The organism is Achromobacter deleyi, from assembly GCF_016127315.1.
Classification (GTDB): Bacteria; Pseudomonadota; Gammaproteobacteria; order Burkholderiales; family Burkholderiaceae_B; genus Achromobacter; species Achromobacter insuavis_A.
Window position 1 is genome coordinate 2,651,095 of record NZ_CP065997.1, and the last position, 24,830, is coordinate 2,675,924.

22 protein-coding genes are annotated in these 24,830 nt (G+C 70.6%); 4 read left to right on the forward strand and 18 right to left on the reverse strand.

What is annotated here, in order from left to right:
- Positions 1 to 114 precede the first annotated feature (114 nt).
- Positions 115 to 2,388, forward strand: a complete 2,274-nt coding sequence (locus tag I6I07_RS11900; RefSeq protein WP_198486786.1) for a TonB-dependent receptor — start codon at positions 115 to 117, stop codon at positions 2,386 to 2,388.
- Positions 2,389 to 2,434: 46 nt separating this feature from the next.
- Here the strand turns inward: I6I07_RS11900 and I6I07_RS11905 are convergent, their stop codons facing one another.
- The 16 genes from I6I07_RS11905 to I6I07_RS11980 form a co-directional block, all read right to left on the reverse strand.
- Positions 2,435 to 2,950: a lipocalin family protein gene (locus I6I07_RS11905; protein WP_198486787.1), complete on the reverse strand. Its 516-nt coding sequence runs from the start codon at positions 2,948 to 2,950 to the stop codon at positions 2,435 to 2,437.
- A 10-nt stretch (positions 2,951 to 2,960) separates the two neighbouring features.
- On the reverse strand, positions 2,961 to 4,043 hold the full coding sequence (locus I6I07_RS11910; protein ID WP_198486788.1) for an SAM-dependent methyltransferase: 1,083 nt from the start codon (positions 4,041 to 4,043) through the stop codon (positions 2,961 to 2,963).
- 11 nt (positions 4,044 to 4,054) lie between these two features.
- Positions 4,055 to 4,822 carry a DUF1295 domain-containing protein gene (locus I6I07_RS11915; protein ID WP_198486789.1) on the reverse strand — a complete coding sequence of 256 codons (768 nt, stop codon included), beginning with the start codon at positions 4,820 to 4,822 and terminating at the stop codon, positions 4,055 to 4,057.
- The gene (locus I6I07_RS11920; RefSeq protein WP_198486790.1) at positions 4,819 to 5,331 is read right to left on the reverse strand and encodes a DUF2878 domain-containing protein; all 513 of its coding nucleotides are present in this window, start codon (positions 5,329 to 5,331) and stop codon (positions 4,819 to 4,821) included. Before I6I07_RS11920 ends, I6I07_RS11915 begins: the two co-directional genes overlap by 4 nt.
- Positions 5,331 to 6,596 (reverse strand): SAM-dependent methyltransferase, encoded by a 1,266-nt coding sequence (locus tag I6I07_RS11925; protein WP_232626058.1) that lies wholly within the window; start codon positions 6,594 to 6,596, stop codon positions 5,331 to 5,333. The genes I6I07_RS11920 and I6I07_RS11925 overlap by 1 nt, the downstream gene beginning before the upstream one ends.
- A 5-nt stretch (positions 6,597 to 6,601) precedes the next feature.
- Positions 6,602 to 7,378, reverse strand: coding sequence for a DUF1365 domain-containing protein (locus I6I07_RS11930; protein WP_198486792.1), 777 nt, complete (start codon positions 7,376 to 7,378; stop codon positions 6,602 to 6,604).
- On the reverse strand, positions 7,375 to 8,640 hold the full coding sequence (locus I6I07_RS11935) for an NAD(P)/FAD-dependent oxidoreductase (RefSeq protein ID WP_198486793.1): 1,266 nt from the start codon (positions 8,638 to 8,640) through the stop codon (positions 7,375 to 7,377). The genes I6I07_RS11930 and I6I07_RS11935 overlap by 4 nt, the downstream gene beginning before the upstream one ends.
- A 2-nt stretch (positions 8,641 to 8,642) precedes the next feature.
- Positions 8,643 to 9,575, reverse strand: coding sequence for an acyl-CoA desaturase (locus I6I07_RS11940; RefSeq protein WP_232626059.1), 933 nt, complete (start codon positions 9,573 to 9,575; stop codon positions 8,643 to 8,645).
- Positions 9,576 to 9,643: 68 nt separating this feature from the next.
- A complete protein-coding gene (locus I6I07_RS11945; RefSeq protein WP_198486794.1) occupies positions 9,644 to 10,408 on the reverse strand; it encodes a hypothetical protein in 765 nt (254 codons plus the stop codon).
- 2 nt (positions 10,409 to 10,410) lie between these two features.
- Entirely contained in the window at positions 10,411 to 11,310 is a 900-nt protein-coding gene (locus I6I07_RS11950) for an alpha/beta hydrolase (protein WP_198486795.1), read from the reverse strand.
- A gap of 59 nt (positions 11,311 to 11,369) precedes the next feature.
- The gene (locus I6I07_RS11955) at positions 11,370 to 12,041 is read right to left on the reverse strand and encodes an anti-sigma factor (protein WP_198486796.1); all 672 of its coding nucleotides are present in this window, start codon (positions 12,039 to 12,041) and stop codon (positions 11,370 to 11,372) included.
- The gene (locus tag I6I07_RS11960) at positions 12,038 to 12,583 is read right to left on the reverse strand and encodes an RNA polymerase sigma factor (RefSeq protein ID WP_006391269.1); all 546 of its coding nucleotides are present in this window, start codon (positions 12,581 to 12,583) and stop codon (positions 12,038 to 12,040) included. The genes I6I07_RS11955 and I6I07_RS11960 overlap by 4 nt, the downstream gene beginning before the upstream one ends.
- 193 nt (positions 12,584 to 12,776) lie before the next feature.
- Positions 12,777 to 13,913, reverse strand: a complete 1,137-nt coding sequence (locus I6I07_RS11965; RefSeq protein WP_198486797.1) for a hybrid sensor histidine kinase/response regulator — start codon at positions 13,911 to 13,913, stop codon at positions 12,777 to 12,779.
- A gap of 21 nt (positions 13,914 to 13,934) precedes the next feature.
- A complete protein-coding gene (locus tag I6I07_RS11970) occupies positions 13,935 to 14,546 on the reverse strand; it encodes a chemotaxis protein CheB (RefSeq protein WP_198486798.1) in 612 nt (203 codons plus the stop codon).
- A complete protein-coding gene (locus tag I6I07_RS11975) occupies positions 14,543 to 15,388 on the reverse strand; it encodes a CheR family methyltransferase (protein ID WP_198486799.1) in 846 nt (281 codons plus the stop codon). Before I6I07_RS11975 ends, I6I07_RS11970 begins: the two co-directional genes overlap by 4 nt.
- 15 nt (positions 15,389 to 15,403) lie before the next feature.
- On the reverse strand, positions 15,404 to 18,817 hold the full coding sequence (locus tag I6I07_RS11980) for a response regulator (RefSeq protein ID WP_198486800.1): 3,414 nt from the start codon (positions 18,815 to 18,817) through the stop codon (positions 15,404 to 15,406).
- A 243-nt stretch (positions 18,818 to 19,060) separates the two neighbouring features.
- Between I6I07_RS11980 and I6I07_RS11985 the strand changes: the two genes are divergently transcribed.
- Positions 19,061 to 19,495, forward strand: a complete 435-nt coding sequence (locus I6I07_RS11985) for a response regulator (RefSeq protein ID WP_232626060.1) — start codon at positions 19,061 to 19,063, stop codon at positions 19,493 to 19,495.
- 79 nt (positions 19,496 to 19,574) lie between these two features.
- Here I6I07_RS11985 and I6I07_RS11990 read toward each other — a convergent pair whose 3' ends face one another.
- On the reverse strand, positions 19,575 to 20,285 hold the full coding sequence (locus I6I07_RS11990; protein ID WP_198486801.1) for an ankyrin repeat domain-containing protein: 711 nt from the start codon (positions 20,283 to 20,285) through the stop codon (positions 19,575 to 19,577).
- A 130-nt stretch (positions 20,286 to 20,415) separates the two neighbouring features.
- Between I6I07_RS11990 and I6I07_RS11995 the strand changes: the two genes are divergently transcribed.
- Entirely contained in the window at positions 20,416 to 21,324 is a 909-nt protein-coding gene (locus tag I6I07_RS11995; RefSeq protein ID WP_198486802.1) for a LysR family transcriptional regulator, read from the forward strand.
- A gap of 94 nt (positions 21,325 to 21,418) precedes the next feature.
- Positions 21,419 to 22,432, forward strand: a complete 1,014-nt coding sequence (locus I6I07_RS12000; protein WP_198486803.1) for a cyclase family protein — start codon at positions 21,419 to 21,421, stop codon at positions 22,430 to 22,432.
- A gap of 45 nt (positions 22,433 to 22,477) precedes the next feature.
- Here I6I07_RS12000 and I6I07_RS12005 read toward each other — a convergent pair whose 3' ends face one another.
- On the reverse strand, positions 22,478 to 24,823 hold the full coding sequence (locus I6I07_RS12005; RefSeq protein ID WP_198486804.1) for a molybdopterin guanine dinucleotide-containing S/N-oxide reductase: 2,346 nt from the start codon (positions 24,821 to 24,823) through the stop codon (positions 22,478 to 22,480).
- Positions 24,824 to 24,830: the final 7 nt, after the last annotated feature.

Consider the following 24,830-nt stretch of genomic DNA (forward strand, 5'->3'; position numbering starts at 1 on the left):
CGCTTCGGCGCCCCGGATTTTATTGATTAACGATTCCCATTCGCTTCATTGTTTTCATTCGCAGTGCAGAAAACCGATGAAGGCCAACCCACGCTCAACCGAACGGAGCATCCCATGAGCAAACGTCGCCATAGCGGCCGCGTCGCACGTCCTTCATCGCGCGCCGCGAATGCCAGGACCGTCTTTCCCTTCAATGTCCTGACCGCGGCCCTGTTCGGCCTGACGGCCGGCGCCGCCCTGGTCGCGGCCCCTGCCGCGCTGGCCCAGGAGGCCGTCGATGGCCGCGCCCGAACCAGCGAAACGGCGACGCAGGCGCCAGCGGGCGAGTCCGGCGCCGGGGTCAAGACGCTGCCGGCGGTGCGCGTCACGGGCCAGTCCGAGGAACCCGCCGCGCCTTATGCCGGCGGACAGGTCACGTACGGTGGCCGCGCCGGTTTCCTGGGCGAACGGGACTCCATGAGCACGCCGTTCTCGGTCATCAGCTACACCGACAAGTACATCCAGGACCTGCAGGCCCAGGACATCACCGACGTGATCGCCCGCACCGACCCGTCGGTGTTCAGCAATGGCGTCACCGGCGCCTGGAGCGAGAACTACTCGATCCGCGGTTTCGCTTCCGCCACCACCGACATCTCCTTCGGCGGGCTGTTCGGCATGGCGCCGTACTACCGCACCACGCCTGAAATGTTCGAGCGCATCGAGGTGTTGAAGGGTCCGTCGGCCCTGCTCAACGGCATGCCGCCGGGCGGCTCGGTGGGTGGCACCGTCAACCTGGTGCCCAAGCGCGCCGGCGATGAACCGTTGACGCGGCTGACCGCGACCTACATGTCGGACGCGCAGTTCGGCGGGCACCTGGACATGGGCCGCCGCTTCGGCGAGGACAAGCAGTTCGGCATCCGCTTCAACGGGGTCTACCGCAACGGCGCCGGCGCCATCAAGGACCAGGACAAGAAGGCGCAGCTGGCCGCCGTCGGGCTGGACTGGCGCAGCGAGCGCGTGCGCATCTCGGCGGACCTTTACGACAGCGACGAGCGGGTCGACGGCGTGACCCGCGGCATCAACCTGGCGCCGGGCGTGGGGGTGCCCAAGCCGCCCAAGGCCGACACCTTGCTGAACCCGGACTGGGCGTACGTGCACAACCGCGATCGCGGCGCGATGGTGCGCGGCGAAGTCGACCTCAATGACAACCTGATGGCGTATGCGGCGATCGGCGCCAGCCGGTCCGAGTACACCTACAACGGCGCCATCTCGGCCCAGGTGCTCAATGCCGCGGGCGATTTCCGCACCACCATCGGCCAATTGAACATGCACATCAAGAAGACCACGGGCGAAGCCGGGGTCCGGGGCAAGCTGCAGACGGGCGGCGTCAAGCACCAGTGGGTGCTGAACACCACCTACTACACCGATACCGAACATGACTATGGCCGCCGTTCGGTGCCCGGCGCGGACTGGACCACCAACATCTACAAGCCGGTCTGGGGCCCGGAGGTCGACGGCGTCTGGCCGGCGATCCTGCATACCGAGACGCGCCTGATCAGCTACGGCCTGGCGGACACCCTGTCGTTCGCCGAGGACCGCGTGCAGCTGACGCTGGGCGCGCGCCGCCAGGAAGTTCGTTCGGACACCTTCAACGTCGCCACGGGCGCGCGCACCAGCCGCTATGACGCCAATGCCACGACGCCGGCGGCGGCGATCCTGGTCAAGGCCACCGACAACATCTCCGTCTACGTCAACTACATCGAGGGCCTGAGCAAGGGCCAGACGGCGCCGGTCACCGCGGCCAACGCCGGCCAGTTGTTCGCGCCGTACAAGACCAAGCAGAAAGAGGCCGGCATCAAGCTCGACTTCGGCGACTTCACGCATACCCTCAGCGTGTTCGAGATCACGCGGCCGAGCGGCTACACCGATCCCGTCACCAACGTGTTCTCGTTCGGCGGCGAACAGCGCAACCGGGGCGTGGAATGGGGCTTCTTCGGCGAGCCGCTGCGCGGCGTGCGCCTGATGGGCGGCGTGGCGTACATCGACCCGAAGGTCACGAAGGCCGCGCTGGCCGTCAACGAGGGCAGGCAGGCGACCGGTGTGCCCAAGCTGCAGGGCAAGCTCGGCATCGAGTGGGACGTGCCGGCCGTGCAGGGGCTGACGCTGACCGCCAACGCGACCTCGCTGTCCAAGCAGTACATCAGCGCCGACAATTCGCTGTCGGTGGCTGGCCGCACCACCTATGACGTCGGCGCGCGCTACGCCACCAAGGTGGCCGACCGTCCGCTGATCTTGCGGGCGGGTATCAACAACCTGACCAACAAGGCCTATTGGGGCATGCCGCAGCTGTCGAGCCTGGCGCTGGGCGCCCCGCGCACCTTCATGCTGTCGGCATCGATGGACTTCTGACGGCGGCAAGGCGCCGGCCCGCGGCGCTGACGCGGGCCGGCGTTGCCTATTGGCAGCGCTGCGGCACCTTGCGCAGGGGCTCGGTGTAGCCCAGCGCCGCGACGCGGCCGGCCAGCTGGGCGTAGGCGTCGTCGCTCAGGCACGGCACGCGCGCCATGATCCACACATAGTCGCGCTTGGAGCGGCCGATGATGGTGGTCTGGTAGGCGTCGTCCAGATAGGCGATGACGTACTCCGCCTGGATCGGCCAGATGAATTGCATGCCCCAGACGGCGTTGCCGCTGTCCGGCCGCACCGTGGCCACCGGGTGCATGGTGCTCACGTCGGCGTCGAAGCTGCCCTTGCGGTAGCGGAAGTCCGTCCGGATCCGGCCATCGGGCAGTGGCCGGTAGCTTTCCACCGCGTCGTAGGCGTTGCGCTCGGGCCAGCTGGGGATGTGCGCGATGACGTACCAATCGCCCATGAAGCGCGACAGGTCCACATGGGCCACGGGCGGCATGGGCGCGGGCCCGGCGCAGCCCGCCAGCAGGCCCATCGCGGCGACACACAGGGCGCGCAACATGGCGGTCTCCTCAGGGACGGGTGAAGCGGTAGTGGGCGACGCCCCATTGCTGGCCGTCGTCGTAGCCGAACAATTCGGCGCAGGCCATCCAGAACATGCGCCAGCGCTGGTGCCACAGCGGCGCCAGCTGGGGGCCGTAGGCCTGCTCCAGCACCGCCCGGGCCTGGGCGGCGCGGGCGTCCTGGTTGGCCAGCCAGTGGTTGGCCGTGCGCGCGTAGTGCGTGCCGTCGAGAAACCACTTTTCCTGCAATTGCAGGTCGCGCTGGAAGTGCAGCAGCGTGTCGGCCGCCGGCATGATGCCGCCGGTGAAGAAGTGGCGTCCCATCCAGTTGCCGGCGCCTTCGGTCTCGAACGGGTAGGCGCGTTCGCGGTGCGCGAAGATGTGCACGAACAGCTTGCCGCCGGGGCGCAGCCATTGGCCGATGCGGGCCAGCAGGTCCTGGTAGTTGCGCATGTGCTCGAACATTTCCACCGAGACGCAGCGGTCGTAGGCGGCCGCGGGCAGCGCCAGCACGTTCACGTCGCAGGTGATGACCCGCACGTGTTCCCAGCCGCGCTCGCGGCAGCGCGCCTCGATGTGCTGGCGCTGGGTGGCCGAGTTGGACACCGCGGTGATGCGGGCGTTGGGATAGTGTTCGGCCATCCACAGCGTCAGCGAGCCCCAGCCGCAGCCCAGTTCCAGGATGTCCTGGCCGTCGGCCAGTTCGGCGCGTTCGCCGTACAGGCGCAGCATGGCGGCTTCGGCCTGGTCCAGGGTCTCGGCGCCGGTCGGGTACAGGCAGCCGGAGTATTTCATGCGGGCGCCCAGGCAGAGCTGGAAGAATGCGGTCGGCAGTTCGTAGTGCTGGGCATTGGCGGCGTCGGTGTGGATGGCCACCGCGCTGGCGCGCAGGCGCGCGATCAGGTCCTGGTTGCGCGCCGTCCAGGCGTCGATGCCGCCGGCGTATTCGGCCGCCAGGCGTTCGGCGCACAGGCGGCGGATGCCCAGGCGCAGCAGCGCGTCGGGCACCAGGCCGCGTTCGGCCAGGCCGAGCAGGCCGGGCGCGGGGCGGTCGGTGGCGAGCGGAAGGTCGTGCAGGCTGGCGGTCGTCATGGCGGGCCTCGTCAGGATTTGGGGAACCACGGGAAGAAGGCCGAGGTGCGGCGCTGGTACGCGCGGTAGTCGTCGCCGCGCGTGCGCAGGGCCTGCTGCTCGGTGAAGGGGATGCCGCTGATCCAGCGCAGGAACACGTACATCAGCACGGGGCCGAGCCACGCCAGCCAGGCCAGGGGCGAGCCCCAGGCCAGCGCGACGTAGCCGAACCAATGGCACCATTCGAAGAAATAATTGGGATGGCGCGAGTAGCGCCACAGGCCATCGCGGCAGGTCTGGCCGCGATGGGCCGGATCGTCGCGGAAGCGGTCGAGCTGGCGGTCGGCGATGACTTCGCCGGCCAGCGCCGCCAGCCAGATCGCCAGGCTCAGCGCGACGGGCAGGCCGCGCGCGGGGCTCACGCCCACGGCCAGGAAGGGCAGGCTGAACAGCATCACCAGGCCGGCCTGGAACATGAACAGGCCGAAGAACTTGCCCTGATGGCCCGCCCAGTGTTCGCGCAGCGCGCGGTAGCGCCCGTCCTCGCCCTGCCGGACCCTGCGCCACAGATGCCAGGCCAGCCGCAGCGACCAGACGCCGGCCATCACGGCCAGGCTGGCCCTTGGCGCCCGGTCGCCCTGGCCGGTGGCGGCGACCAGCAGGGCGCTGGCGCCCATGCCCGCGGCCCAGACCACGTCGACGATGCCCGCGTTGGCGCGGCGGCGCTGCCAGGTCCAGGCCAGCGCCATGGCGATGACCATGACGACGGCGATGACCAGCCATTGCGACAGGGGATTCATGCGGCCTCCCGCGTCCAGCGGTGCGCCCAGCGCGTCAGCGCCGGCAGGATCAGGCCCCAGCCCAGCGCCAGCGCCACGGTGGCGCGCCAGGCGGGCGCGTCGAACTGCACCGCCTGCCAGCCGCGCGCAGCGCCCCAGTAGGCCAATGGCCCGCCGATGGCGCCGAAAGCGCAGGCCAGCCAGCGGCGCGGCCGCAGGTAGGCCAGCGAATGATTCAGCGTCAGGGCGAAGGCCGCCCACAGCGCCAGGATCCAGCGCGGCGCGGGCCAGGCATCGGCGGCGTACACCGACCAGCCCAGCGCGGACAACGCGCCGTCGAGCAGGCAGCCGCACAGCAGCGCGGCGGCGGCCAGCTTGAGGTCGGCGCGCCACTCGACCGAGCAGGCCAACTGCGCGGCAATGAAGACCAGGGCCGAGACCACGCCCGGCCAGGCCAGGCCGCGGCCGGCGCCGATGACGGCGCTGAACCAGACCAGCTGGTAGCCGAGCAGGTTGGTCCAGAAGCGCATCACACGCCTGCCTGGACCCAGCGTTCGCCGCTGCCGCGGGCGCCGGGGTGGGTCAGCAACAGGTGCGAGACGCCGATGGAACGCTCGCGAAAGCCGCCTTCGCAGTACGCCAGATAGAACTCCCACAGGCGGCAAAAGCGGCTGTCGAAGCCCTGATCCCGCACTTCGGGCAGATGCGCCAGGAAGCGTTGCCGCCAGGCCTGCAGCGTGCGCGCGTACGACAGGCCGAAGTCCTCCAGGTGCACCAGGGCCAGGTCGCTGGCGCGCGTCTTGGCGCGCAGCATCGCTTCGATCGAGGGAATGAAGCTGCCCGGGAAGATGTGGCGCTTGATGAAATCCACTTCGCCCAGCGCTTGCTGGTAGCGGTGGTCCTCGATGGTGATGGCCTGGATCAGGGCGCGCCCGTGCGGCGCGAGCAGGTCGGCGACCTTGGCGAAATAGGTCTCGAGGTATTGCGCGCCGATGGCCTCGATCATCTCGATCGACACCAGCTTGTTGTAGCGGCCCTGCAGGTCGCGGTAGTCCTGCAGCACCACGCTGACGCGATCGTCCAGGCCGGCGGCGCGCACCCGCGCCAATGCCATGACGTGCTGCTCGCGCGAGATGGTGGCGGTGGTGACGTGGCAGCCGTAGTGGCGCGCGGCATGGATGGCGAATCCACCCCAGCCGCTGCCGATTTCGACGACGCGGTCGCCCGGGCCGAGTTCGAGCTTGCGGCAGATGGTGTCCAGCTTGCGCCGCGACGCCTCTTCCAGCGTGTCGTCGGCGCCGGCCCACAGGGCCGACGAATACATCAGGTCGGGCGACAGGAACAGCGAGAAGAAATCGTTGCCCAGGTCGTAGTGGGCGGCGATGTTGCGGCGGCTGCCTGCGTGGGTGTTGCGGTTGCCGGCGTGCCAGCGCTTGAGCACCCAGCCGGCCACGCGCGCCAGCCCCGATTCCATGCCGTCCAGCGTGTCGCGGTTGCGCACCAGCAGGCCCACCAGGGCGACCAGGTCGTCGCAGGTCCACATGCCGTCGCCATACGCCTCGCCCGCGCCGACGCTGCCCTGCGTGGCCACCAGGCGGTAGAAGGCCATGTCGCGGATGGTCAGGCGCACCACCGGCTCGCCCTGGCCGAGCGTGGCGCTGCCCAGGCTGTCCTCGATCGCCAGCCGCCCGCCGGTCAGCGTCGAGAGGCTGGCGAACAGCCGCTTGCGCAACAGGCGATCCAGCGCGCCGGGCGGGCGGGTCGCCGCGATGGCGGCATGTTCGGAAGGCGTCATGGCTTTCATTGGGGTTCTCCGTTGGGCGTGCGGGGATGGTCGTGGATCGGGTTGCGCTTGAGCCAGAGGCGCAGGGCCTGCCAGTGGATGGCGCCGATGACCTGCGCGGTCATCAGCGGAAAGCGCCACAGCAGGCGCGCCAGCGCCGCGCCGTCGAGTTCGCGGCGTTGCAGGTGCAGGTGGGCGTCGAACTGCGGCTGGCCCTGGCGGTTGACGCGCATGTGCACCCGCAGGTCCTCGCCCGGCGCGTTGAAGCGCCAGTCGTAGACGCAGTCCATCGGCATGAAGGGCGAGACGTGGAAGCGCTTGTCGAAGCGCCAGGCCAGCGCGCCGTCGCGGCGGTCGGCGGTCTCGACCGGCAGGACGACGCAGTGGCGCTGTTTCCAGGGCGTGTTGGTGATCTCGGCCAGGATGGCGGCCAGGGTCACGCCATCGGCTTCGTAGCAGTAATAGAAGCTGACCGGGTTGAAGACATAGCCGGCGTAGCGCGGATGGGCCAGCAGCCGGATCGGTCCGGCGGGGGCCTGGCCCAGGCTGGCCTGCAACCGCGCCCGCACGGCCTGCGCCAGCGGCAGGCCGGCATCGCCGTCGAGATAATCGCCGCGGCGCCATTCGGCCAGGTTGGGCCGGTCCACCGACCAAAGCCAGCGGCGCTGGAACACCTGGTCGATCTCGTCCAGGTCCAGGTAGAGCTGCGCCATGCAGTAGCTGAAGCCGTGCGCGTGCGGCACGTGGCGCCGGTGCGTCACGCGGCCTTCGTAGAGGGCGCTGTGGCCGTTCATGCCGCCACCGCGGACAGCGCCGCGGCCTGTGACTGGATGCCGCGCACCACGTCCAGCGCGCTGGCCACGCCGTCTTCGTGGAAGCCCCAGCCCCAATAGGCGCCCGCGTACCAGCAGCGCTGGTGGCCGGAGATCTCGTCGCGGCGCGCCTGGGCGGCCACGGACGCCAGTGTGTGGACCGGGTGGTGGTAGCGCATGCGGGCCAGCACCCGCGCCGGATCGATGGCGTCGCCGCGATTGAGCGTGACGATGAACGGCTGGCGCGATTGCAGGCCCTGCAGGAGGTTCATGCAGTAGCTGACCGAGCACGGCGCCGACGGATCGGCCGGCACGTAGGCATTCCACGCCGCCCAGGCCTTGGGGTGGCGCGGCAGCAGGCGCGCATCGGTGTGCAGCACGACGTCGTTGTGCTGATAGGTGATCGCGCCCAGCACCTCGCGCTCGGCGGCGCTGGGCGCGGCCAGCAGCTTCAGGGCCTGGTCGCTGTGGCAGGCGAACACCACCTGGTCGTAGCGCGGCCGGCCCTCGCACGAGGCCAGGGTGACGCCGTCCGCCTGGCGCGTGACCTGGTACACCGGGCAGTTCAGGCGCACCCGCACGTTCCAGCGTTCGCGCAGCGCGCGGATATAGCTGCTGGAGCCGCCCTGCACCACGCGCCATTGGGGCCGCGGATCGACTTGCAGCATCTGGTGGTTGGCCATGAACTGCACCAGGTAGCGCGCCGGGAACTCCAGGATGCGCGCGGCGGGCGACGACCACAGCGCCGACGCCATCGGGATCAGGTGGTTGGCCTGGAACGCCTGGCCGTAGCGGCGCCGCGCCAGGTACTCGCCCAGCGTCGGGCCGGGTTCGTCGCCGGCCAGCAGCGCCGGCGCCTCGCGGTAAAAGCGCAGCAGGTCGCGCACCATGCCCAGGAAGCGCGGCGACAGCAGGTTGCGGCGCTGGCAGAACAGGGTGTCGAGCGAGGTCGCGTTGTATTCCAGGCCGCCGGCCTCCTGGTGTACCGAGAAGCTCATGGTGGTGGGCTGCGAGCGCACGCCCAGCTCGTCCAGCATGGCCGTGAAATGCGGGTAGTTGACCGGGTTGTGCACGATGAAGCCGCTGTCCACCGCGTAGCGGCGGCCGTCCTGCTCGACGTCGTGGGTGTGGGTGTGGCCGCCCAGGTAGTCGTTGGCTTCGTACAGCGTCACGTCATGGTCCTGGCCCAGCTTCCAGGCGCAGACCAGTCCCGCGATGCCCGAACCGATGATGGCGATGCGCATGGTCATTCCTTGGCGCGCGCCAGCACCCAGGCCGGCACGGGTTTCAGGTCCCAGATCAGGCCGGTGGCCGCCAGCAGGCGCAGGCCGTACCAGGTGAGGTCGATTTCGCGGGCGCGAAAGCCCTGGCGCGCCGAACCGGGATAGAAATGGTGGTTGTTGTGCCAGCCTTCGCCGAAGGTCAGCAGCGCCAGCCAGGCGTTGTTGCGGCTGTCGTCGGCGGTGTCGTAGCGGCGCTTGCCGTAGCAGTGCGCCAGCGAATTGATGGTGACGGTGGCGTGGAACAGCGCCACGGTCGAGATGAAGAAGCCCCACACCAGCATCTGCGGTCCGCTGGTGCCCAGGCCGGGAGCCAGGCGTTCGAGCGCGGCGCCCAGGGCGTAGCACAGCAGCGCCAGCGCGATGGGCACGGCGGCGTCGAAGCGGTCCAGCCAGCGCAGTTCGCGGTAGCGGCGCAGGTCCGGCACGCGGGCCAGGTCGGTGGCGAAGGCGCGCGGCGTCAGGAACCACCCCATGTGGCTCCACCAGAAGCCATGGCGGGCCGGCGAGTGCAGGTCCTGGTCGTCGTCCGCGTGGCGGTGATGGTGGCGGTGATGGGCGGCCCACCACAGCGGGCCGCGCTGGGCGCACGAGGCGCCGAGGATGGCGAAGACCAGCTGCATGGTGCGCGACGTGCGGAAGGTGCGGTGCGAGAAATAGCGGTGGTAGAAGCCGGTCAGGGCGAACATGCGCAGGGCGTAGAGCGCCGCCGCCACGGCCAGCGCCACCGGCGATACGCCGGTCCACGCCACGCCCAGGCAGCCCGCGTGCAGCAGCGCGAAGGGCAGGGCGCGGGTCCAGTCGATACGGTCGGGCGGGCCGCCAGGCGCGCCCGCCGCCTGGGTGTCGACCCAGCGGCGCATCGAGGCGGTCCAGCGAGAGAGTTCGGGGCGCATCATCGTGTCCTGTTCAAGGCTTGCGGGGATATACGGGCGGGCGCGCCGGCTGGATGCGTTGGTAAAAACCCTTAGTCGCAACGCCCCGTCAGCGGCGTGGCCGCGGCGGCGTCCATGTCTTGCTGCGTGGGCGGGGCCAGCTCGGCGTCGGCGGGGAATTCGATCCGCACGGTCTGCGTGCCGCCGTTGCCGTCGCGCAGGTTGCTGGGCCCTTCGAAGCGGCGCAGGCGCCGGCTGTCGCGGTCGTAGGTCACGCGCAGCGGGGGCGCGGCGAAGCCGTACCAGGCATCGAGCCGCAGCCGGAACATGCGCTGGCCCGGCTCCGGCGAGTCGCGCACCTGGACCTCCAGCGGCACCCAGGCCAACCGGCTGGGCACCAGGAATTGCAGGGGCGCGGCGGGCGCGTCCCAGTGCGTGCCCAGCCAGGCGTCGAAGCCGGCGTCGATCACGGGGTCCGCGACCGCCGGCAGCTTCTGGCTCTGCATGGCGGCGCTGGCGCGGGCCTGCATGTAGACGTGACGTTCGCCGTCGCGGCGGCTGGCGCCCTCGCGGTAGCCGTCGCGCTGGTCAAACAGCGCGAAATCGGGCGCGGGATCGTCGACGCCGCCCCGCACCCATTTGCGCGCGAAGGCGGCGCCGTCCGGACAGCGGTACAGCACCAGCCGGGTCTGCCGCGCGCCGTCCCTGACGACCCAGTGCTCTTCGCGGTAGCGCTCGGCGCCGCCGTGGGGGGCATAGGCGTAGCCCAGGTAATGCTCGTTGGCCGCCCGGGTGACCAGCGGCGCCAGCGGCAGGATCAGGGCAAGCAGCAGAGCCAGCGGCAGGTCGGGGCGCATGGTCATTCTCCTGGGGAGGGGGCGCAGGGGCGGGCCACGAAGGCGGCGATGTCGTCCAGCACCGGCGCGCGCCAGCGCAGGGGCCGCGCCAGCGCGCCGACCAGCAGCTTGTGGCCGAGGCCGGGGTATTCGACCAGGCGCGCGCAGGCCCCCGCGGCGCGCAGGTCGCGCGCCAGGGCGGCGCTGTTGCGTTGCGGGTCCACCTCGGTGTCGGCGGCGCCGGTCAACAGCAGGCCCGGCGGGGCCGCGGCGCTGGCGTGGCGGATGGGCTGCGAATCGGCCGGCGTGTCGGGGAACAGGAAGACCGGCCGCACGTCGCGCGCGGTGATCGGCAGGAAGTCGTAGGGGCCGGCCAGGCCGATCCAGCCGGCCAGCGTGCCCGGCGCGGAGCCGGCCTCCCGCAGCCAGCGCGGGTCCAGCGCCAGCATGGCGGCGAGGTAGCCGCCGGCGCTGTGGCCGGCCACGAACACCCGGCCCGGGTCGCCGCCATAGGCGCCGATATGCCGCTGCGTCCAGGCCACCGCCAGCGCGGCGTCCTGCAGGAACGCCGGGTAGGCGGCTTCGGGGTAGAGGCGGTAGTCGGCGATGACGGCAATGATGCCGCGCGAGGCCAGCGCGTCGCCGGCGAAGCGGTAGTCGGCGCGTTCGCCGCTGCGCCAGCTGCCGCCGTAGAAGAACACCACCACCGGCGCGCCGGCGGCGTCCGGCGGCGCGTAGAGGTCCAGGCGCTGGCGCGGCAGCGGGCCATAGGCCAGCCCGGACGTGGCGCGGCTGGCGCCGTCCGGCACGGCGCCGTTGAGCAGGGTCAGGGGCGAGCAGGCGGCCAGCAGGCACAGCGCCAGGCCGGCCACCAGCAGCATTTCGAGCAGGCCGCGCGGGCCCGGGCCGATCCAGGAAGACATGGGGTGCTCCGCAACGGGGACACCCCTCTATACGGGCCCGGGCCCGCGTTGGATGCGGCTCAGATCTTCAGCACGTCGCCGCTCATGATGACCGGCCCGGTGGGCGCGCCGGTGGGCGAGCCGCCCGGCGGTTCCAGCGTGATGGCCAGTTGCTGGACGCCGGCCAGGCCCTGGGCGCGGCGCAGCGCCGTCAGGCCTTCGGGCGACACCAGCCCGACCGACTGCGGCGCCTGGCCGGGCGGGATGGCCCAGAGCTCCAGCGCCTTGCCGCCAGCGCGCGTGGCCAGGTTCTGCAGCGCCTGGATACGCAGGCCGCCGGCTTCGTCGGCGCGCACCACCAGCATGGCCTGGGCTTCGGGGCTTTGCAGCACGGCCATCAGTTGCGCGCGGGCGGCGCGGTCCACCTGCATGGGGTAGATGACGACGCCGGCCACCAGCAGGGCGGCCAGCGCGCCGCTGGCGATGCGCCAGAACGCCAGGCCGCGCCACCAGGGGGCGGCGCCGGGGCGCAGGCGCGATTCGATGGCGCGCCAGACGCGGCCCGGCGGCGTCCTGCCCGGCAGCGACCAGAGCAAGGGGTAGATGTCGTCTTCCCAGCCGCGCACCTGCCGGCGCAGGTTGGCATCGGCGGCCATCAGGCCCTCGAAGCGGCGGCGGGCGCCGCCCCGCATGGCGCCCGAGACATAGTCGGCCGCCAGCCGGGCGCGCAATTGCGGATCGCGGTAGTTCATGACAGGCACCTCTTGAGCCGTTCCATGCCCCGCCGCACCCAGCTCTTGATCGTGCCCAGCGGCGCCTGCAGGCGGCGGGCGATCTCGCCGTGGCTCAGGTCGTCGAAGAAGGACAGCGCGATGGCCGTGCGCTGCTGGCCTTCCAGCTGCTTGAGGCAGTCGGCCAGGCGCCGGGCGTCCTGGTCGGTCTGCAGGCGCTCGAAGGGGCCGGGCGCGTCATCCGCCCAGGCCAGCGTCAGTTCGCCGTCGGCGTCCGGGCGCTCCAGGTCCGGCCTGCGCAGCAGGTCGATACAGCGGTTGCGCACGATGCGGGTCATCCAGGTCATGACTTGGCTCTGTTCCGAAGAATAGCGGGCGGCGTTGCGCCAGATATTGATGAAGCTGTCCTGGAGGACTTCTTCCGCCCAGTCGCTTCGTCGCAATATACGGACGGCGAGGGCAAACAGATGCGGGGACGTTTGACGATAGAGTTCGGCCAGCGCGGATTCCTGGCCGCGCGCGCAATCCTGTATCAGGGCCTGCAGACGTATCGGGTCGGGCATGAAGAATATCCGGGGTCACATTGGGGTGCGGCCGCAGAGTGCGCGGAAGGGGGGCGGCGGCGGAACGCGCCGCGGCACCATGGCGACATACTACCGAAAACTCCGGCGTCGTTGCGCGGTCCAGGTCCCCGATCCGGCGATGCGCGCCGCCTTGGCCCGGGCGCGCGGGGCTCATGGGGCGCGGGGCCGGGCCTCAACCCTGAGCGGTCGACGCCTGTCGTGGCAGCGCCACGCGGAAGCGGGTGATGCCGTCGCGCGATTCGGCGCTGATGCGGCCGCCATGCGATTGCGCGACCTGCTGCGCGATGAACAGCCCCAGGCCCAGGCCGCGATGGCCGCCGGCCGGCCGCACGCCGCTGCGGAACGGATTGAACAGCTGCGGCAGCAGCTCCGCGGGGATGCTGCCGCCGTTGCTGACCGTGACCACGACCCGGTCGGCGGCGGAACCATCCACCTCGATCCGCACCGGCACGTCGCGGGCGCCATGGTGCAGGGCGTTGCCGAGCAGATTGGCCAGCACCTGCGCGATGCGCTCGCCGTCCCACTCGCCGATCGGGTCGCCATGGAATTCGGCGTCGATGTCGCGCTCGGCGAAGCCGGTGCGCAATTCGTCCAGCGTGCGGTTGACCAGCGTGTCCATGCCGATGCGCGCCGGCGTCAGCGCCAGCCCGCCGGCCTGGCGGATGCGCGTCACGTCGAGCAGGTCCTCGATCAGGTGCTTCATGCGCTCACTGCTTTGCAGCATGCGCTGCGCCAGGCTGACGACGCGGGCGTCGCCGCCCTGGCGCTCCAGCATCGACGCGCCCATGATGACGGCCTGCAGCGGCGTGCGCAGGTCATGGCCCAGCACCGCCATGAACATGTCGTTGACCCGCAGGGCCTCGGTGCGCGCTTCCAGCTGCTGCGCCAGCGCGCGCCGGCGTTCGTGCAACTCGAAGAACACGTTCGCCTTGCTGCGCAGCATGTAGGGGTCGACCGGCTTGTAGAGGAAGTCCACCGCGCCGCTCTCGTAGCCGCGGAACTGCCAGTTCTGTTCGCGCGAGCCGGCGGTGATGAAGATCAGCGGAATGTGGCGGGTGCGTTCGCTGCCGCGGATCAGTTCGGCCAGCTCGAAGCCGTTCATGTCGGGCATCTGCACGTCGAGCAGCGCCAGCGCCACGTCGGGATGGTTCAGCAGCAGTTCCAGCGCCTGCGGGCCCGACTGCGCTTTCAGAACCTCGACCCGGTCGCTCGCCAGCAGCGCTTCCAGCGCCACCAGGTTCTCGGGCACGTCGTCGACCAACAGGCACTTGATGCGGTCGTCCGAGGGTTTGGCGGATGTCAATATCATGGTGTCGTGGGGTTGGGGAGTTCAGGGGTGCGGCTGCGCGGGCTGTTGTGACAGCAGCGCCGCGATGGCGGCGGGCGCCAGGACTTCGGCGGCGTCGATGCGGGCCAGGGCGGCGTCGGGCATGGCCCGCATGGCGGCGGTGTCCGGCGCCTGGACCACGGCGCGGCCGCCCGCGGCGTGGATGGCGGCCAGGCCGGCGGCGCCGTCCTCGTTGGCGCCCGACAGCAGCACGCCCAGCAGCCGTTCGCCATAGCCGTCGGCGGCGGACTGGAACAGCACGTCGATCGACGGCCGCGAGAAATGCACCAGCGGGCCGATCGACAGCGCCAGCCGCGGTCCGCGGTCGACCAGCAGGTGGTAGTCGGGCGGCGCGAAATACACGTGGCCCGGCCGGACGGGCTGCTGGTCCTCGGCCTCGCACAGCGGCAGCGCGCAACGGTCGCGGAAGATGTCGACCAGCAGGCTGCGGCGGTCGCGCGGCAGGTGCAGCAGCACGATCACGGCCGCGCGCAGGCCGGCCGGCAGGGCGGGCATCAGCAGGTTCAGGACCTCGATGGCGCCCGACGAGCCGCCGATGACGATGGCGTCCCAGGCGAGCGCCGCGTCGCGGCGATCCGGCGTCGGGGCGCTCACAGGCCGGCCTTCTTGCGGTAGATGCGGTCTTCGAGCACGAAGTCGTCGAAGCCGTCGGCCTGGGCGGAAAAGCGCACCGACTCGCGCGAACCCAGGCCCATGAAGCCGCGATGCACCAGCGCGTCGTGGAACAGGCGCAGCGCGCGGTCCTGCAGGTCGCGCTCGAAATAGATGAGCACGTTGCGGCACGACACCAGGTGCACTTCGGCGAACACGCTGTCGGTGGCCAGGCTGTGGTCGGAGAACACCATGTGCTCGCGCAGCCGCTTGTCGAACACCACGCGGCCGTAGCGCGCGGTGTAGTAGTCGGACAGCGAGCTGCGGCTGCCGGACTGGGCGTGGTTGCTGGTGAAGGCGGCGACCCGCTCCAGGTCGAACACGCCCTGTTCGGCCGCGCGCAGCGCATGCGGGTTGATGTCGGTCGCGTAGATCAGGGCGCGGTCCAGCAGGCCTTCCTCGTGCAGCAGGATGGCGAGCGAATAGACTTCCTCGCCGGCGCTGCAGCCGGCCACCCACACCTTGATCGAAGGGTAGGTGCGCAGGATCGGCACCACTTCGCGGCGCAGCGCCAGGAAGTAGCTGGGGTCGCGGAACATGTCGCTGACCTGCACTGTCAGGAATTGCAGCAGGCCGGTGAACACCGAGGGCTCGTGCAGCACGCGGTCCTGCAGCTGCGACAGGGTCTTGCAGCTGAAGTGCGACAGCGCGCTCTGCAGGCGGCGCTTGAGCGAGGCCTGCGCATAGGCGCGGAAATCGTAGTGGTACTGGTGGTAGATCGCGTCGAGCAGCAGCCGCTGCTCGATATCCTCGGTATGCGCCTTGTTCGGTGGGGACTGGGGCATGGTCGCGGGGCCGCGTTACTTGCGCATCCAGACGCGCACCAGCGACAGCAGGCGCTCCACGTCCAGCGGCTTGGCGATGTAGTCGTTGGCGCCGGCCGCCAGGCATTTCTCCTGGTCGTCCTTCATGGCCTTGGCGGTCAGCGCGATGATCGGCAGGCGGCGCCATTCCGGCCGCGTGCGGATCTCGCGCATGGCGGTGTAGCCGTCCATCTCGGGCATCATGATGTCCATCAGCACCAGGTCGATCACCGGATGACCGTCCACGCCGACGCGATCCAGCGCCTCGAGCGCCTCGCGGCCGTTGCGCGCGATCTCCACCCGCAGGCCGGTCGGCTCCAGGATGCTCGACAGCGCGAACACGTTGCGCACGTCGTCCTCGACCACCAGCACCGTGCGGCCTTCCAGCGTGCTGTCGCGGCTGCGGGCCAGCTCCAGCATCTGGCGCTGCTGCGGCGGCAGGTCGGCCTCGACCTGGTGCAGGAACAGCGTCACTTCGTCCAGCAGGCGCTCGGGCGAACGCGCGTCCTTGATGATGATGGACTTGGAGAAGCGGCGCAGCTGCTGCTCTTCGTCGCGCGACAGGGCGCGGCCGGTGTACACGATCACGGGCGGGAACGACACGCTCTCCTGCTCGGCCATTTCGCGCAGCAGCTCGTAGCCGCTGATGTCGGGCAGGTTCAGGTCCATGACCACGCAGTCGAAGGTGGCCTCGCGCAGCAGGTTCAGGGCGGCGCCGGCGGTCGCGGCCGGCACGATCTCGACGTCGTCGCGCGCCAGCAGCTCGCGCACGCTTTCGCGCTGGCGGTCGTCGTCCTCCACCACCAGCACGCGCCGCACGTTCTGGGTGAACTTGGCTTCCAGGCGCAGCAGCGCCTGCGTCAGCTCTTCGCGCTTGACCGGCTTGAGCGCGTAGCCGATCGCGCCGCGGCCCATGGCCTCTTGCGAATAGTCGGCCACCGACACGATGTGCACCGGGATGTGGCGGGTCTGGGGATTGCGCTTGAGTTGGTCCAGCACGCCCAGGCCCGAGAAGTCGGGCAGGTTGATGTCGAGCACGATGGCGTCGGGCCGGCGCTGCGCCGCCAGCGCCAGGCCGTCGGTCGCGGTGTGCGCGGCCAGGCAGCCGAAGCCCATTTCGCGCGCCAGGTCGCCGAGAATGCCGGCGAAACGTTCATCGTCCTCGATGACCAGGATGGTGCGGCCGGCCTCGGGGGCCGCTTCCAGGTCCGGCTGGACCGGCTCGGCCACCGGCGCTGGCCCGGGCGCGGCGGGCGCCGCCCAGGCGGGGATGACGGGGGGCGTCGGGATCGGCGCGGGCAGGCTGGGGCCGGGCGCCACCGGCGCGGCCTCCAGGCGCATCGGCAGGAGCAGCGTGAACACGCTGCCTTGCCCCGGCGTGCTGACCAGCGACAGGGAACCGCCCAGCAGCTTGGCCAGGTCGCGCGAGATCGACAGCCCCAGGCCGGTGCCGCCATGCTTGCGGTGGCTGCTGCCATCGGCCTGGCGGAAGGCCTCGAAAATCAGTTCCTGCTGGTCGGCCGGCACGCCGATGCCGGTGTCCTGCACGGCGAACGACAGCATGTTGCGCGGCGCGCGCGAGACCTTGAGCGCCACGCTGCCCTGCTCGGTGAACTTGAAGGCGTTCGACAGCAGGTTCTTGAGCACCTGGCCCAGCCGCTGCGGATCGGTGTGCAGCGACGCCGGCACGTCGGCGGCGATGTCCAGTTCCAGCGTCAGGCGCTTGTCCTGCGCGATCGGCCGCAGCGGATCCAGCAGCCGTTCCAGCGTGGGCGCGATGGCCACCGCCTCGACTTCCACGGTGGCCTGGCCGGCCTCGATCTTGGCCAGGTCGAGAATGTCGTTGATCAGCGCCAGCAGGTCGCTGCCCGCTTCGTAGATGGTCCGCGCGTACTTGACCTGGTCCGCGCTCAGGTTGCCCGGCTTGTTCTCGGACAGCAGCTTGGACAGGATCAGCGTCGAATTCAGCGGGGTGCGCAGTTCGTGGCTCATGTTGGCCAGGAACTCGCTCTTGTACTGGCTGGCCTGCGTCAGCAGCCGCGCCTTGTCGGTGAGCGCGCCCTGCACCCGCAGCAATTGCTCGGTCTGCATCTCCAGGCTGACGTTGGCCTGCTTGAGCTCGGTCTGCTGCACTTCCATGCGGGCCTGCGATTCCTGCAGGATGCGGCTTTGCTGTTCCAGCTCTTCGTTGCTGACGCGCAGCTCTTCCTGCTGGGTCTGCAGTTCTTCCGACTGGCGCTGGGTTTCGGCCAGCAGCGCTTCCAGGCGCGTGCGGTCCACGCCGGCGCGGATCGCCGAGGCCAGCATCTCGGAGGCGCCTTCCAGCAGGCTGCGCTCGCTCTGGCCGACGGCGTGGTTGAAGCCCAGTTCGATCACGGCATAGACGCGCTCGTTCTGCATGGCGGGCGCGAGGATCAGCTCGGCCGGGTTGGAACGGCCAGTGGCCGACGAGACCTCGAAGTGGCCGGCCGGCACGTCGCGCAGGTGCAGCAGCTTGCGCGAGGCGGCGGCCTGGCCGACCAGCCCCTGCGCGCCGGGAATCTTCTGCGCCAGCCGCTCGGCCGGCAGGGCGTAGCCGCCAAAGAGCTCCAGGTCGTCGCCGCCGTTGGTGACGACGTAGCCCGCGCCGACGCTGGCGTGCAGGTAGTCCGCCAGGTAGTCCAGCGCGCGCCTGCCGATCTCGTCCAGGCGATGGTCGCCGCGCAGGCGCAGGCTCAGGCCCGAGAGGCCCGTCGTGACCCAGGCCTGGCGCGCCTTGGCGCGATATTCGCGGATGGTCATGCCGGCCGATGCCAGGATCAGCACCAGCAGCAGCAGCGATCCGCCCCATGAGTAAAGGGTGGAGGTGGCCGAAGCCGCCGCCCAGGCCTCGCGTTCTTCCTCGACCTGGCTCAGCTGGCGCGTGTACAGGTCGGCGACCAGGTCGCGCAAGCGGTCCATGGCATCCTTGCCGGAATCCGTGCGCACCACGGCCATCGCGCCTTCCACGTCGCCGGCCTTGCGCATTTCGACCGTCTCGCGCAGTTCGGTCAGCTTCTGCTGCGTGATGCCGGCGATGTCGTTGACGATGCGGCGTTGCGCGGAATCGTCGGCCGCCGCTTCCTTGACCACTTCCAGGCGCTGTTCGATCAGCGGCACCGAACGCAGGTACGGTTGCAGGTAGGAAGGGTCGCCCGTCAGCAGATAGCCGCGCTGGCCGATCTCGGCATCCTTGAGCGCCGAGTTGAACAGGCTGAGCTGGCGCACCGTTTCGGTGGCGCGGTCCATGGCCTTGACCGCGCGGGTGCGGGTCTCCGCCGAACGCACGTTGACGAAGGCGATGAGCAGGGTGGCCAGCGCCGCCAGCACGAAACCGGCCATCAAGGTGCGGGGAAGAGTATGGCGGCTGGCGGGTTGCAGCGAATTCGGCATGAGAACGGTTTACGGTTCAGAGGAAAGGGCGGCGCGCGGGGCGGGGGACGGCGTGGACGATTATAGGGATGCGTTCTGGTCCCCGCCGCCAGGCCAAACCGGGGAAATATACAGGGGTATGGGGCGTTCGTTTCGCCCGGATACAATTACTTCACACATGAAGAGCCCGCATGTCCTAGGATTCGGCCTCTCCCCCAAATCTGTTTTGCCCGCCGGCGTCTTGAATGCATGGCACCGACAACCATGACGAAAATCCTTTTGGTCGACGATCAGCCCGTGCTGGTCGCCCTGATGAGCGAATTCCTGAGCGGCGAAGGCTATGACGTCACGACGCACACGGACGGCTTGACCGCGCTGCGGCAAATGCTCGAAGTGCGGCCGGATCTGGTCATCACCGACTTTTCCATGCCCGGCATGGACGGCGGCGCCCTGCTGACCGCCATGCGCGAGAACGCCTACCTGGGCGACACGCCGGTGCTGGTGCTGAGCGGCCGTCCGGAATCCGAGATCGCCGCGGCCTGCGAAGGGCGCGCCACCCTGATGCGCAAGCCCGCCGAGCCGCACGACGTGCTGGCGGTCGTTCGTCGCCTGGCGCCGATGCCTGCGCGGCGACCGCGCGCCGACGCGCCGGTCCTTGCGGCGGGCGAGGCCCGCGAACTGGCCGCCCTGGCTGCGTAGAGACGCTTCACTGCGTGCAGCCCCGGGCCCGGCCCGCGCGCGCACGGAATCACATCGACGACAGGGCCGGCAAGCGGCCTCAGCGCGCCCCGGCGGCCAGCAGCAGCTGCGTCGTCGCCGCCTGCCCGCGCTGGCGCGCGTGCCACAGCGGGCTGCGGCCATCGCCGTCGGCCAGGTTCACATCGGCCCCGCCCGCGATCAGCAGCGCGACGACGGCCTGGTGGTCCGGCCCGCCGTCGCTCAGGATGATGGCCTCCAGCAGGCCCGTCCAGCCCAGTCGGTTGACATGGTTCGGATCGACGCCGGCCGCAAGCAGCATGCGCACGGTCTCGATCAGGCCGCGTTCGCAGGCGGGGATCAGTGCGGTGCCGCCGTAGCGGTTGGTGCTGCGCAGGTCGGCGCCATGGCGCAGCGTCCGCGCCAGGATGCCGTTGTGGCCGCGCGCGCCGGCGTACAGGTAGGCGCTGTCCTGCATGGCGTTCTTGGCGTTGACGTCGGCGCCGGCCTCGATGAGCGCCGTGGCGGCCGCCTCAGCATTGGCCAGCGTGGCGCGCAGCAGGGGCGTGTTGCCGTCGGCGTCGCGCGCTTCCCGCGGCGCGCCCTCGGCCAGCAGGGCCTGGACCCGGGCGGCGTCGCCGTCGCCGGCGGCCCGCAGCAGGGCGGCCCCCGCCTCGGTGGTGTTGGGACTGGCGGCGCCTACGCCGGTCGCACCTACGCCGGTCGCACCGCCCTCCGCGACCATGAGCAGGGTGGCGGCCAGGAATGCGCGCCAGGAACGGATGATGGACATGCGTCGAGCCTCCTTGTCTTGGAACGGGATACCCCCCGACTATGCCGCCATGGCCCGGCACGGTCCGCCTGTTTGGCGAATGCCGCCGATCCCTGCAGAATCCCAGGATTCCCTTCTATCCGTTTCCGCCATGGACACCTTCAACTACATGCGCGCCTTCCGGCGCATCGTGGAACTGGGCAGCCTCGCCAAGGCGGCCGAGGACCTGGACCTGTCATCCGCCGGTCTCAGCAAGCAGCTGCGCACGCTGGAGGCCCACCTGGGCGCGGTGCTTCTCCAGCGCACCACCCGCAAGATGAGCCTGACCGACACCGGCGCCGCCTACTACGCCGAATGCTGCCGCCTGCTCGATGAACTCGACACCCTGGAGAAATCCATCAGGCAGCAGGCCGGGCGCGTCGCCGGGCGGCTGCGCGTGAACGCGCCGGTGTCTTTCGCGTTGAGCGTGTTGTCGCCGCTGCTGGCGCGCTTCCTGCGGCTGTACCCGGAGCTGCGGCTGGACCTGGCCATGGAGGACCGGCTGGTCGACGCCGTGGGCCAGGGGTTCGACGTGTCGATCCGCCTGCGGGCGCAACTGGACGATTCCTCGTTGATAGCGCGCCGGCTGGCGTCGCTGACCCAGGTGCTGTGCGCGGCGCCGTCGTATCTCGACCGTCGCGGCCGGCCCGACAGCGTGGACGCGTTGCGCACGCATGACCTGCTCAGCTATAGCCTGGCCGACAGCCCCGGCCCGGTTCCGGACGACGACGCCGGGCAGCCGGCTGACCCGTTCGGCGGCCCGGCGCGGGTCCAGGCCAACAACAGCCTGATGCTGCGCGACCTGCTGGAGGCCGGCCTGGGAATCGGCGCGTTGCCGTCCTTCCTGGCCGCGCCCGCCATCGCCGCGGGCCGGCTGGCGCAGGTGCTGCCGGAGCTGCCCGGCGCGCCGCGCCAGGTCTACGCGGTGTATCCGACCAGCCGCCACCTGCAACCCAAGGTCAAGGCCTTCGTGGATTTCCTGGCCGAGCATCTGCCCGCCGCCATGCGCGGCGATTGCTGACGCCCAGCGAATAATGTCCTGCCGGCGGCCACCTTACTGGCGCGCCGTTCCCTCCGTAAGCTGGCGTCCATTGAAACCACGCACAAGGTGCATCATGTCGCTGTCTTACACCCGCAAACTGCTCGGCCTGGCGCTGGCCGCCGCCCTCGCCGGCAACGCTTTCGCGCATGGGGCGCCGTCGCGCGCCCCGGCGTCCGGGCAGGAGGTGGGCATCAGCCCCTGGGGGCCCGACGACGAGATCGGCCGCCTGAACCTGATCACGCCCGAATCGCGCGCCGCGATCATGTCGCGCGTGGCCGGCGGCAAGGTCTACGACCTGGCCACGGAATACTACGTGGGCATGCCGAGCTGGCAGGACGCGGGCGATCCGCGCTACCAGTTCTGGATGACGCACACGCCGCGCGGCACCGAGGTCGACGACCCGATGGGCGTGGGCAAGGACATGAACGCCACGCGCAGCTACACCGGCACCGCGTTCTCGATGTACAGCCACACCGGCACGCACATCGATGCGCTCAACCATTTCGGCATCCACGGCAAGGTCTGGAACGGCTTTCGCGCCGACGAGCATCTGGGCGACCGCGGCTGGCGCCGCACCGGCATCGAGAAATTCCCGCCGCTGGTGGCGCGCGGCGTGCTGATCGACGTGGCCGCGCTCAAGGGCGTGGACATGCTGCCCGATTCGTACCGCATCACCCGCCAGGACCTGAAGGCGGCGCTGGCGCGCCAGAAGACCGCGTTGCAGCAGGGCGACATCGTGCTGATCCGCACCGGCCGCATGAAGCTGTACGACGATCCGGCCGCCTACATGGCCAAGCCGCCCGGCATGGGGCTGGACGCGGCCCGCTATCTGGTGGAGGAGGGCGGCGCCATGATCCTGGGGGCCGACAATCTCAGCTTCGAGACCTTCCCGTCCGAGGTGGCCGATGACTACGTGCCGCTGCATACGTATCTGCTGGCGCAGCAGGGCGTGCCGATCATCGAGCTGGCCGCGCTGGACGAGTTGTCGCGCGACCAGGTCTATGAATTCGCCTTCATCGGCGGCCCGCTGAAGATCCGCGGCGGCGACGCGGCGCCGCTGCGCCCGGTGGCGATGCCGTTGCGCTGAGGCGGCCACGCCGCCCCGCCTGCGCCTGCGGCCGCGCCGCCCGGCCTATGCCTTCGTCCGGGAGGGTTCGCCGTGCTGCGGGCGATCGAACGCGCGCATCGGCGGCAGGACGCCGCCGTAGCGCTCGACCTGCACCGCCGTCAGTTGGCCGCTGCAACCCTGCGCCAGCGACGAGGTGCCGACGTCGCGCGTCAGGATGTTGGGATTGCCGTGGCCGCACAGCGTCACCTCGCCGCGCTCGTCCCGCACCGGGTCGTACCAGGCGCCGGTGGGCAGCTGCGCCACGCCGGGCATGATGGCCTCGCTCAGCGTGGCGCTGGCCAGGCAGGCGCCGCGCTCGTTGAACAGCCGCACGATGTCGCCCTCGGCGATGCCGCGGGCGGCGGCGTCATCGGGATGCAGGGTGCACACCTCGCGGCCCTGGCGCTTCTGTGACGCACTGTGGGCGCCGAAATCCAGCTGGCTGTGCAGGCGGGTGGCGGGCTGGTTGGCGACCAGGAACAGCGGATGCGCCGGCGTCGGCGCGTCCTGTGGCGCCAGCCAGGCCGGATGGCCGGGGCAATCGGGGTAGCCGAAGCCGGCCACGGTCGGCGAGCTGATCTGGACCTTGCCGCTGGGCGTGGGCAGCGGCTTGCCGGCGGGATCGTCGCGGAACGCGCGCAGGATGCCGCCGTCGTCGTCCTGCTGCGGCAGCGTCCATTCGCCGCGCGTCCAGAACTGGTCGAAGTCCGGCGCCTCCAGGCCTTTTTCCTCGAGGGCCGCGCGGGTTCTTTCATACAGGTGGCGCAGCCATTCGCCGCTGCTGCGGCCTTCGGTGAAGGCCTCGCGCGCGCCCAGCCGTTCGGCCAGGTCGGCGAAGATGTCGTAGTCGTCGCGCGCCAGGCCGTTGGGGGCGGCGATGCGGTGCATGGCCACCAGCAGCGGGTCGGTGGGCGCGCCGCCGATGTCCTCGCGTTCCAGCGTCATCGTGCAGGGCAGCACGATGTCGGCGTGGCGCGCGGTGGCGGTCCAGCCGATCTCGTGGACCACGAAGGTGTCGAGCGTGGCGAAGGCGCGCGACAGGCGCTTGAGGTCCTGGTGATGGTGGAACGGGTTGCCGCCCGCCCAATAGGCCAGGCGGATGTGCGGGTAGTCCATGCGCTTGCCGTTGTAGTCGAACGGCTCGCCAGGGTGCAGCAGCATGTCGGCGATGCGCGCCACGGGGATGAAGGCCTTGACGCCATTCACGCCCTGCGGCAACGACGCCACCGGCACCGCGTTGCTGCGCTTGCCGTAGTGCGCCAGCGTGCCGAGCGCGTAGGCGTAGCCGCCGCCCGGCAATCCCAGCTGCCCCAGCGCCGCGGCCAGCACCGCGCCCATCCAGACCGGCTGTTCGCCATGTTCGGCGCGTTGCAGCGAATGCGCCACGGTCACCAGCACGCGCTTGCCCGGCAGCAGACGCGCGATCCGCGCGATGTCCGTGGCCGGCACGCCGCAGATCGGCGCGGCCCAGGCCGGATCCTTGGCCTGGCCGTCCGCGCGGCCCATCAGGTAGTCCTCGAAGCCATCCCAGCCTTCGCAGAAGTCGCGCAGGAACGCCTGGTCGTGCCAGTCATTGGCCACCAGCTCGTGCACCAACGCCAGCATCAGCGCCACGTCGGTGCCGGGCACGGCGCGCACCCACTGCGCCATCGCGTCCGCCGGCAGGTCGGAGGCCAGCGGACTGATGTTCAGGAAGCGGCAGCCGCGCCGCGCGGCCTGGCGCATCGAGTCGCGCTCGATGTGCCGGCTGATGCCGCCGCTGGCCACGCGCGAGTTCTTCAGCGCCATGCCGCCGAAGGCCAGCACCACGTCGGTGTGCGCCACGATCTGTTCCCAGGTGACGTTGCGGCGCGCCACGTCGTCCATGCTGCCCAGAATGTGCGGCAGGATCACGGCCGAGGCGCCCGCGCTGTAGCTGTTTACCGAACGCACGTAGCCGCCCAGCGCCGTGTTCAGAAAGCGGTGCACCTGGCTCTGCGCGTGATGGAAGCGGCCCGCGCTGGACCAGCCGTACGAGCCGCCGAACACCGCCTGCGGGCCGTGCTGGTCGCGCACCCGGCGCAGTTCGGCGGCCAGCAGGTCCAGCGCGTCGTCCCAGCCGAGCGGCACGTAATCGTCGCGTCCCCGGCGCGTATCCGGACCCGGCCCGCGTTCCAGCCAGCCGCGCCGCACCATCGGCGTGGTGACGCGCGCCGGATGGTCGAGCGCGTTGGTGAAGTTCTGGATCAGCGGGTTGGGGTCGGGATCGCCCGGATGCGGCCGCACGTCGAGCGCGCCGTCTATCCAGGCGGCCGAGAACACGCCCCAGTGCGCGCTATGGGACAGGCGGCCGCTGTCGGGACGGGGCGGGCGGGAAGAGGCGTCGATCATGGGCGGA

Bases quoted from the DNA above. Each gene is read 5' to 3' on its own strand.
- I6I07_RS12005 (WP_198486804.1), bottom strand. From the start codon at position 24,823: ATGATCGACGCCTCTTCCCGCCCGCCCCGTCCCGACAGCGGCCGCCTG.
- I6I07_RS11985 (WP_232626060.1), top strand. From the start codon at position 19,061: ATGACGAAAATCCTTTTGGTCGACGATCAGCCCGTGCTGGTCGCCCTG.
- I6I07_RS11980 (WP_198486800.1), bottom strand. From the start codon at position 18,817: ATGCCGAATTCGCTGCAACCCGCCAGCCGCCATACTCTTCCCCGCACC.
- I6I07_RS11915 (WP_198486789.1), bottom strand. From the start codon at position 4,822: ATGAATCCCCTGTCGCAATGGCTGGTCATCGCCGTCGTCATGGTCATC.
- I6I07_RS12000 (WP_198486803.1), top strand. From the start codon at position 21,419: ATGTCGCTGTCTTACACCCGCAAACTGCTCGGCCTGGCGCTGGCCGCC.
- I6I07_RS11945 (WP_198486794.1), bottom strand. From the start codon at position 10,408: ATGCGCCCCGACCTGCCGCTGGCTCTGCTGCTTGCCCTGATCCTGCCG.
- I6I07_RS11955 (WP_198486796.1), bottom strand. From the start codon at position 12,041: ATGAACTACCGCGATCCGCAATTGCGCGCCCGGCTGGCGGCCGACTAT.
- I6I07_RS11950 (WP_198486795.1), bottom strand. From the start codon at position 11,310: ATGTCTTCCTGGATCGGCCCGGGCCCGCGCGGCCTGCTCGAAATGCTG.
- I6I07_RS11975 (WP_198486799.1), bottom strand. From the start codon at position 15,388: ATGCCCCAGTCCCCACCGAACAAGGCGCATACCGAGGATATCGAGCAG.
- I6I07_RS11920 (WP_198486790.1), bottom strand. From the start codon at position 5,331: ATGCGCTTCTGGACCAACCTGCTCGGCTACCAGCTGGTCTGGTTCAGC.
- I6I07_RS11935 (WP_198486793.1), bottom strand. From the start codon at position 8,640: ATGCGCATCGCCATCATCGGTTCGGGCATCGCGGGACTGGTCTGCGCC.
- I6I07_RS11905 (WP_198486787.1), bottom strand. From the start codon at position 2,950: ATGTTGCGCGCCCTGTGTGTCGCCGCGATGGGCCTGCTGGCGGGCTGC.
- I6I07_RS11930 (WP_198486792.1), bottom strand. From the start codon at position 7,378: ATGAACGGCCACAGCGCCCTCTACGAAGGCCGCGTGACGCACCGGCGC.
- I6I07_RS11965 (WP_198486797.1), bottom strand. From the start codon at position 13,913: ATGATATTGACATCCGCCAAACCCTCGGACGACCGCATCAAGTGCCTG.
- I6I07_RS11925 (WP_232626058.1), bottom strand. From the start codon at position 6,596: ATGACGCCTTCCGAACATGCCGCCATCGCGGCGACCCGCCCGCCCGGC.
- I6I07_RS11900 (WP_198486786.1), top strand. From the start codon at position 115: ATGAGCAAACGTCGCCATAGCGGCCGCGTCGCACGTCCTTCATCGCGC.
- I6I07_RS11910 (WP_198486788.1), bottom strand. From the start codon at position 4,043: ATGACGACCGCCAGCCTGCACGACCTTCCGCTCGCCACCGACCGCCCC.
- I6I07_RS11940 (WP_232626059.1), bottom strand. From the start codon at position 9,575: ATGATGCGCCCCGAACTCTCTCGCTGGACCGCCTCGATGCGCCGCTGG.
- I6I07_RS11995 (WP_198486802.1), top strand. From the start codon at position 20,416: ATGGACACCTTCAACTACATGCGCGCCTTCCGGCGCATCGTGGAACTG.
- I6I07_RS11960 (WP_006391269.1), bottom strand. From the start codon at position 12,583: ATGCCCGACCCGATACGTCTGCAGGCCCTGATACAGGATTGCGCGCGC.
- I6I07_RS11990 (WP_198486801.1), bottom strand. From the start codon at position 20,285: ATGTCCATCATCCGTTCCTGGCGCGCATTCCTGGCCGCCACCCTGCTC.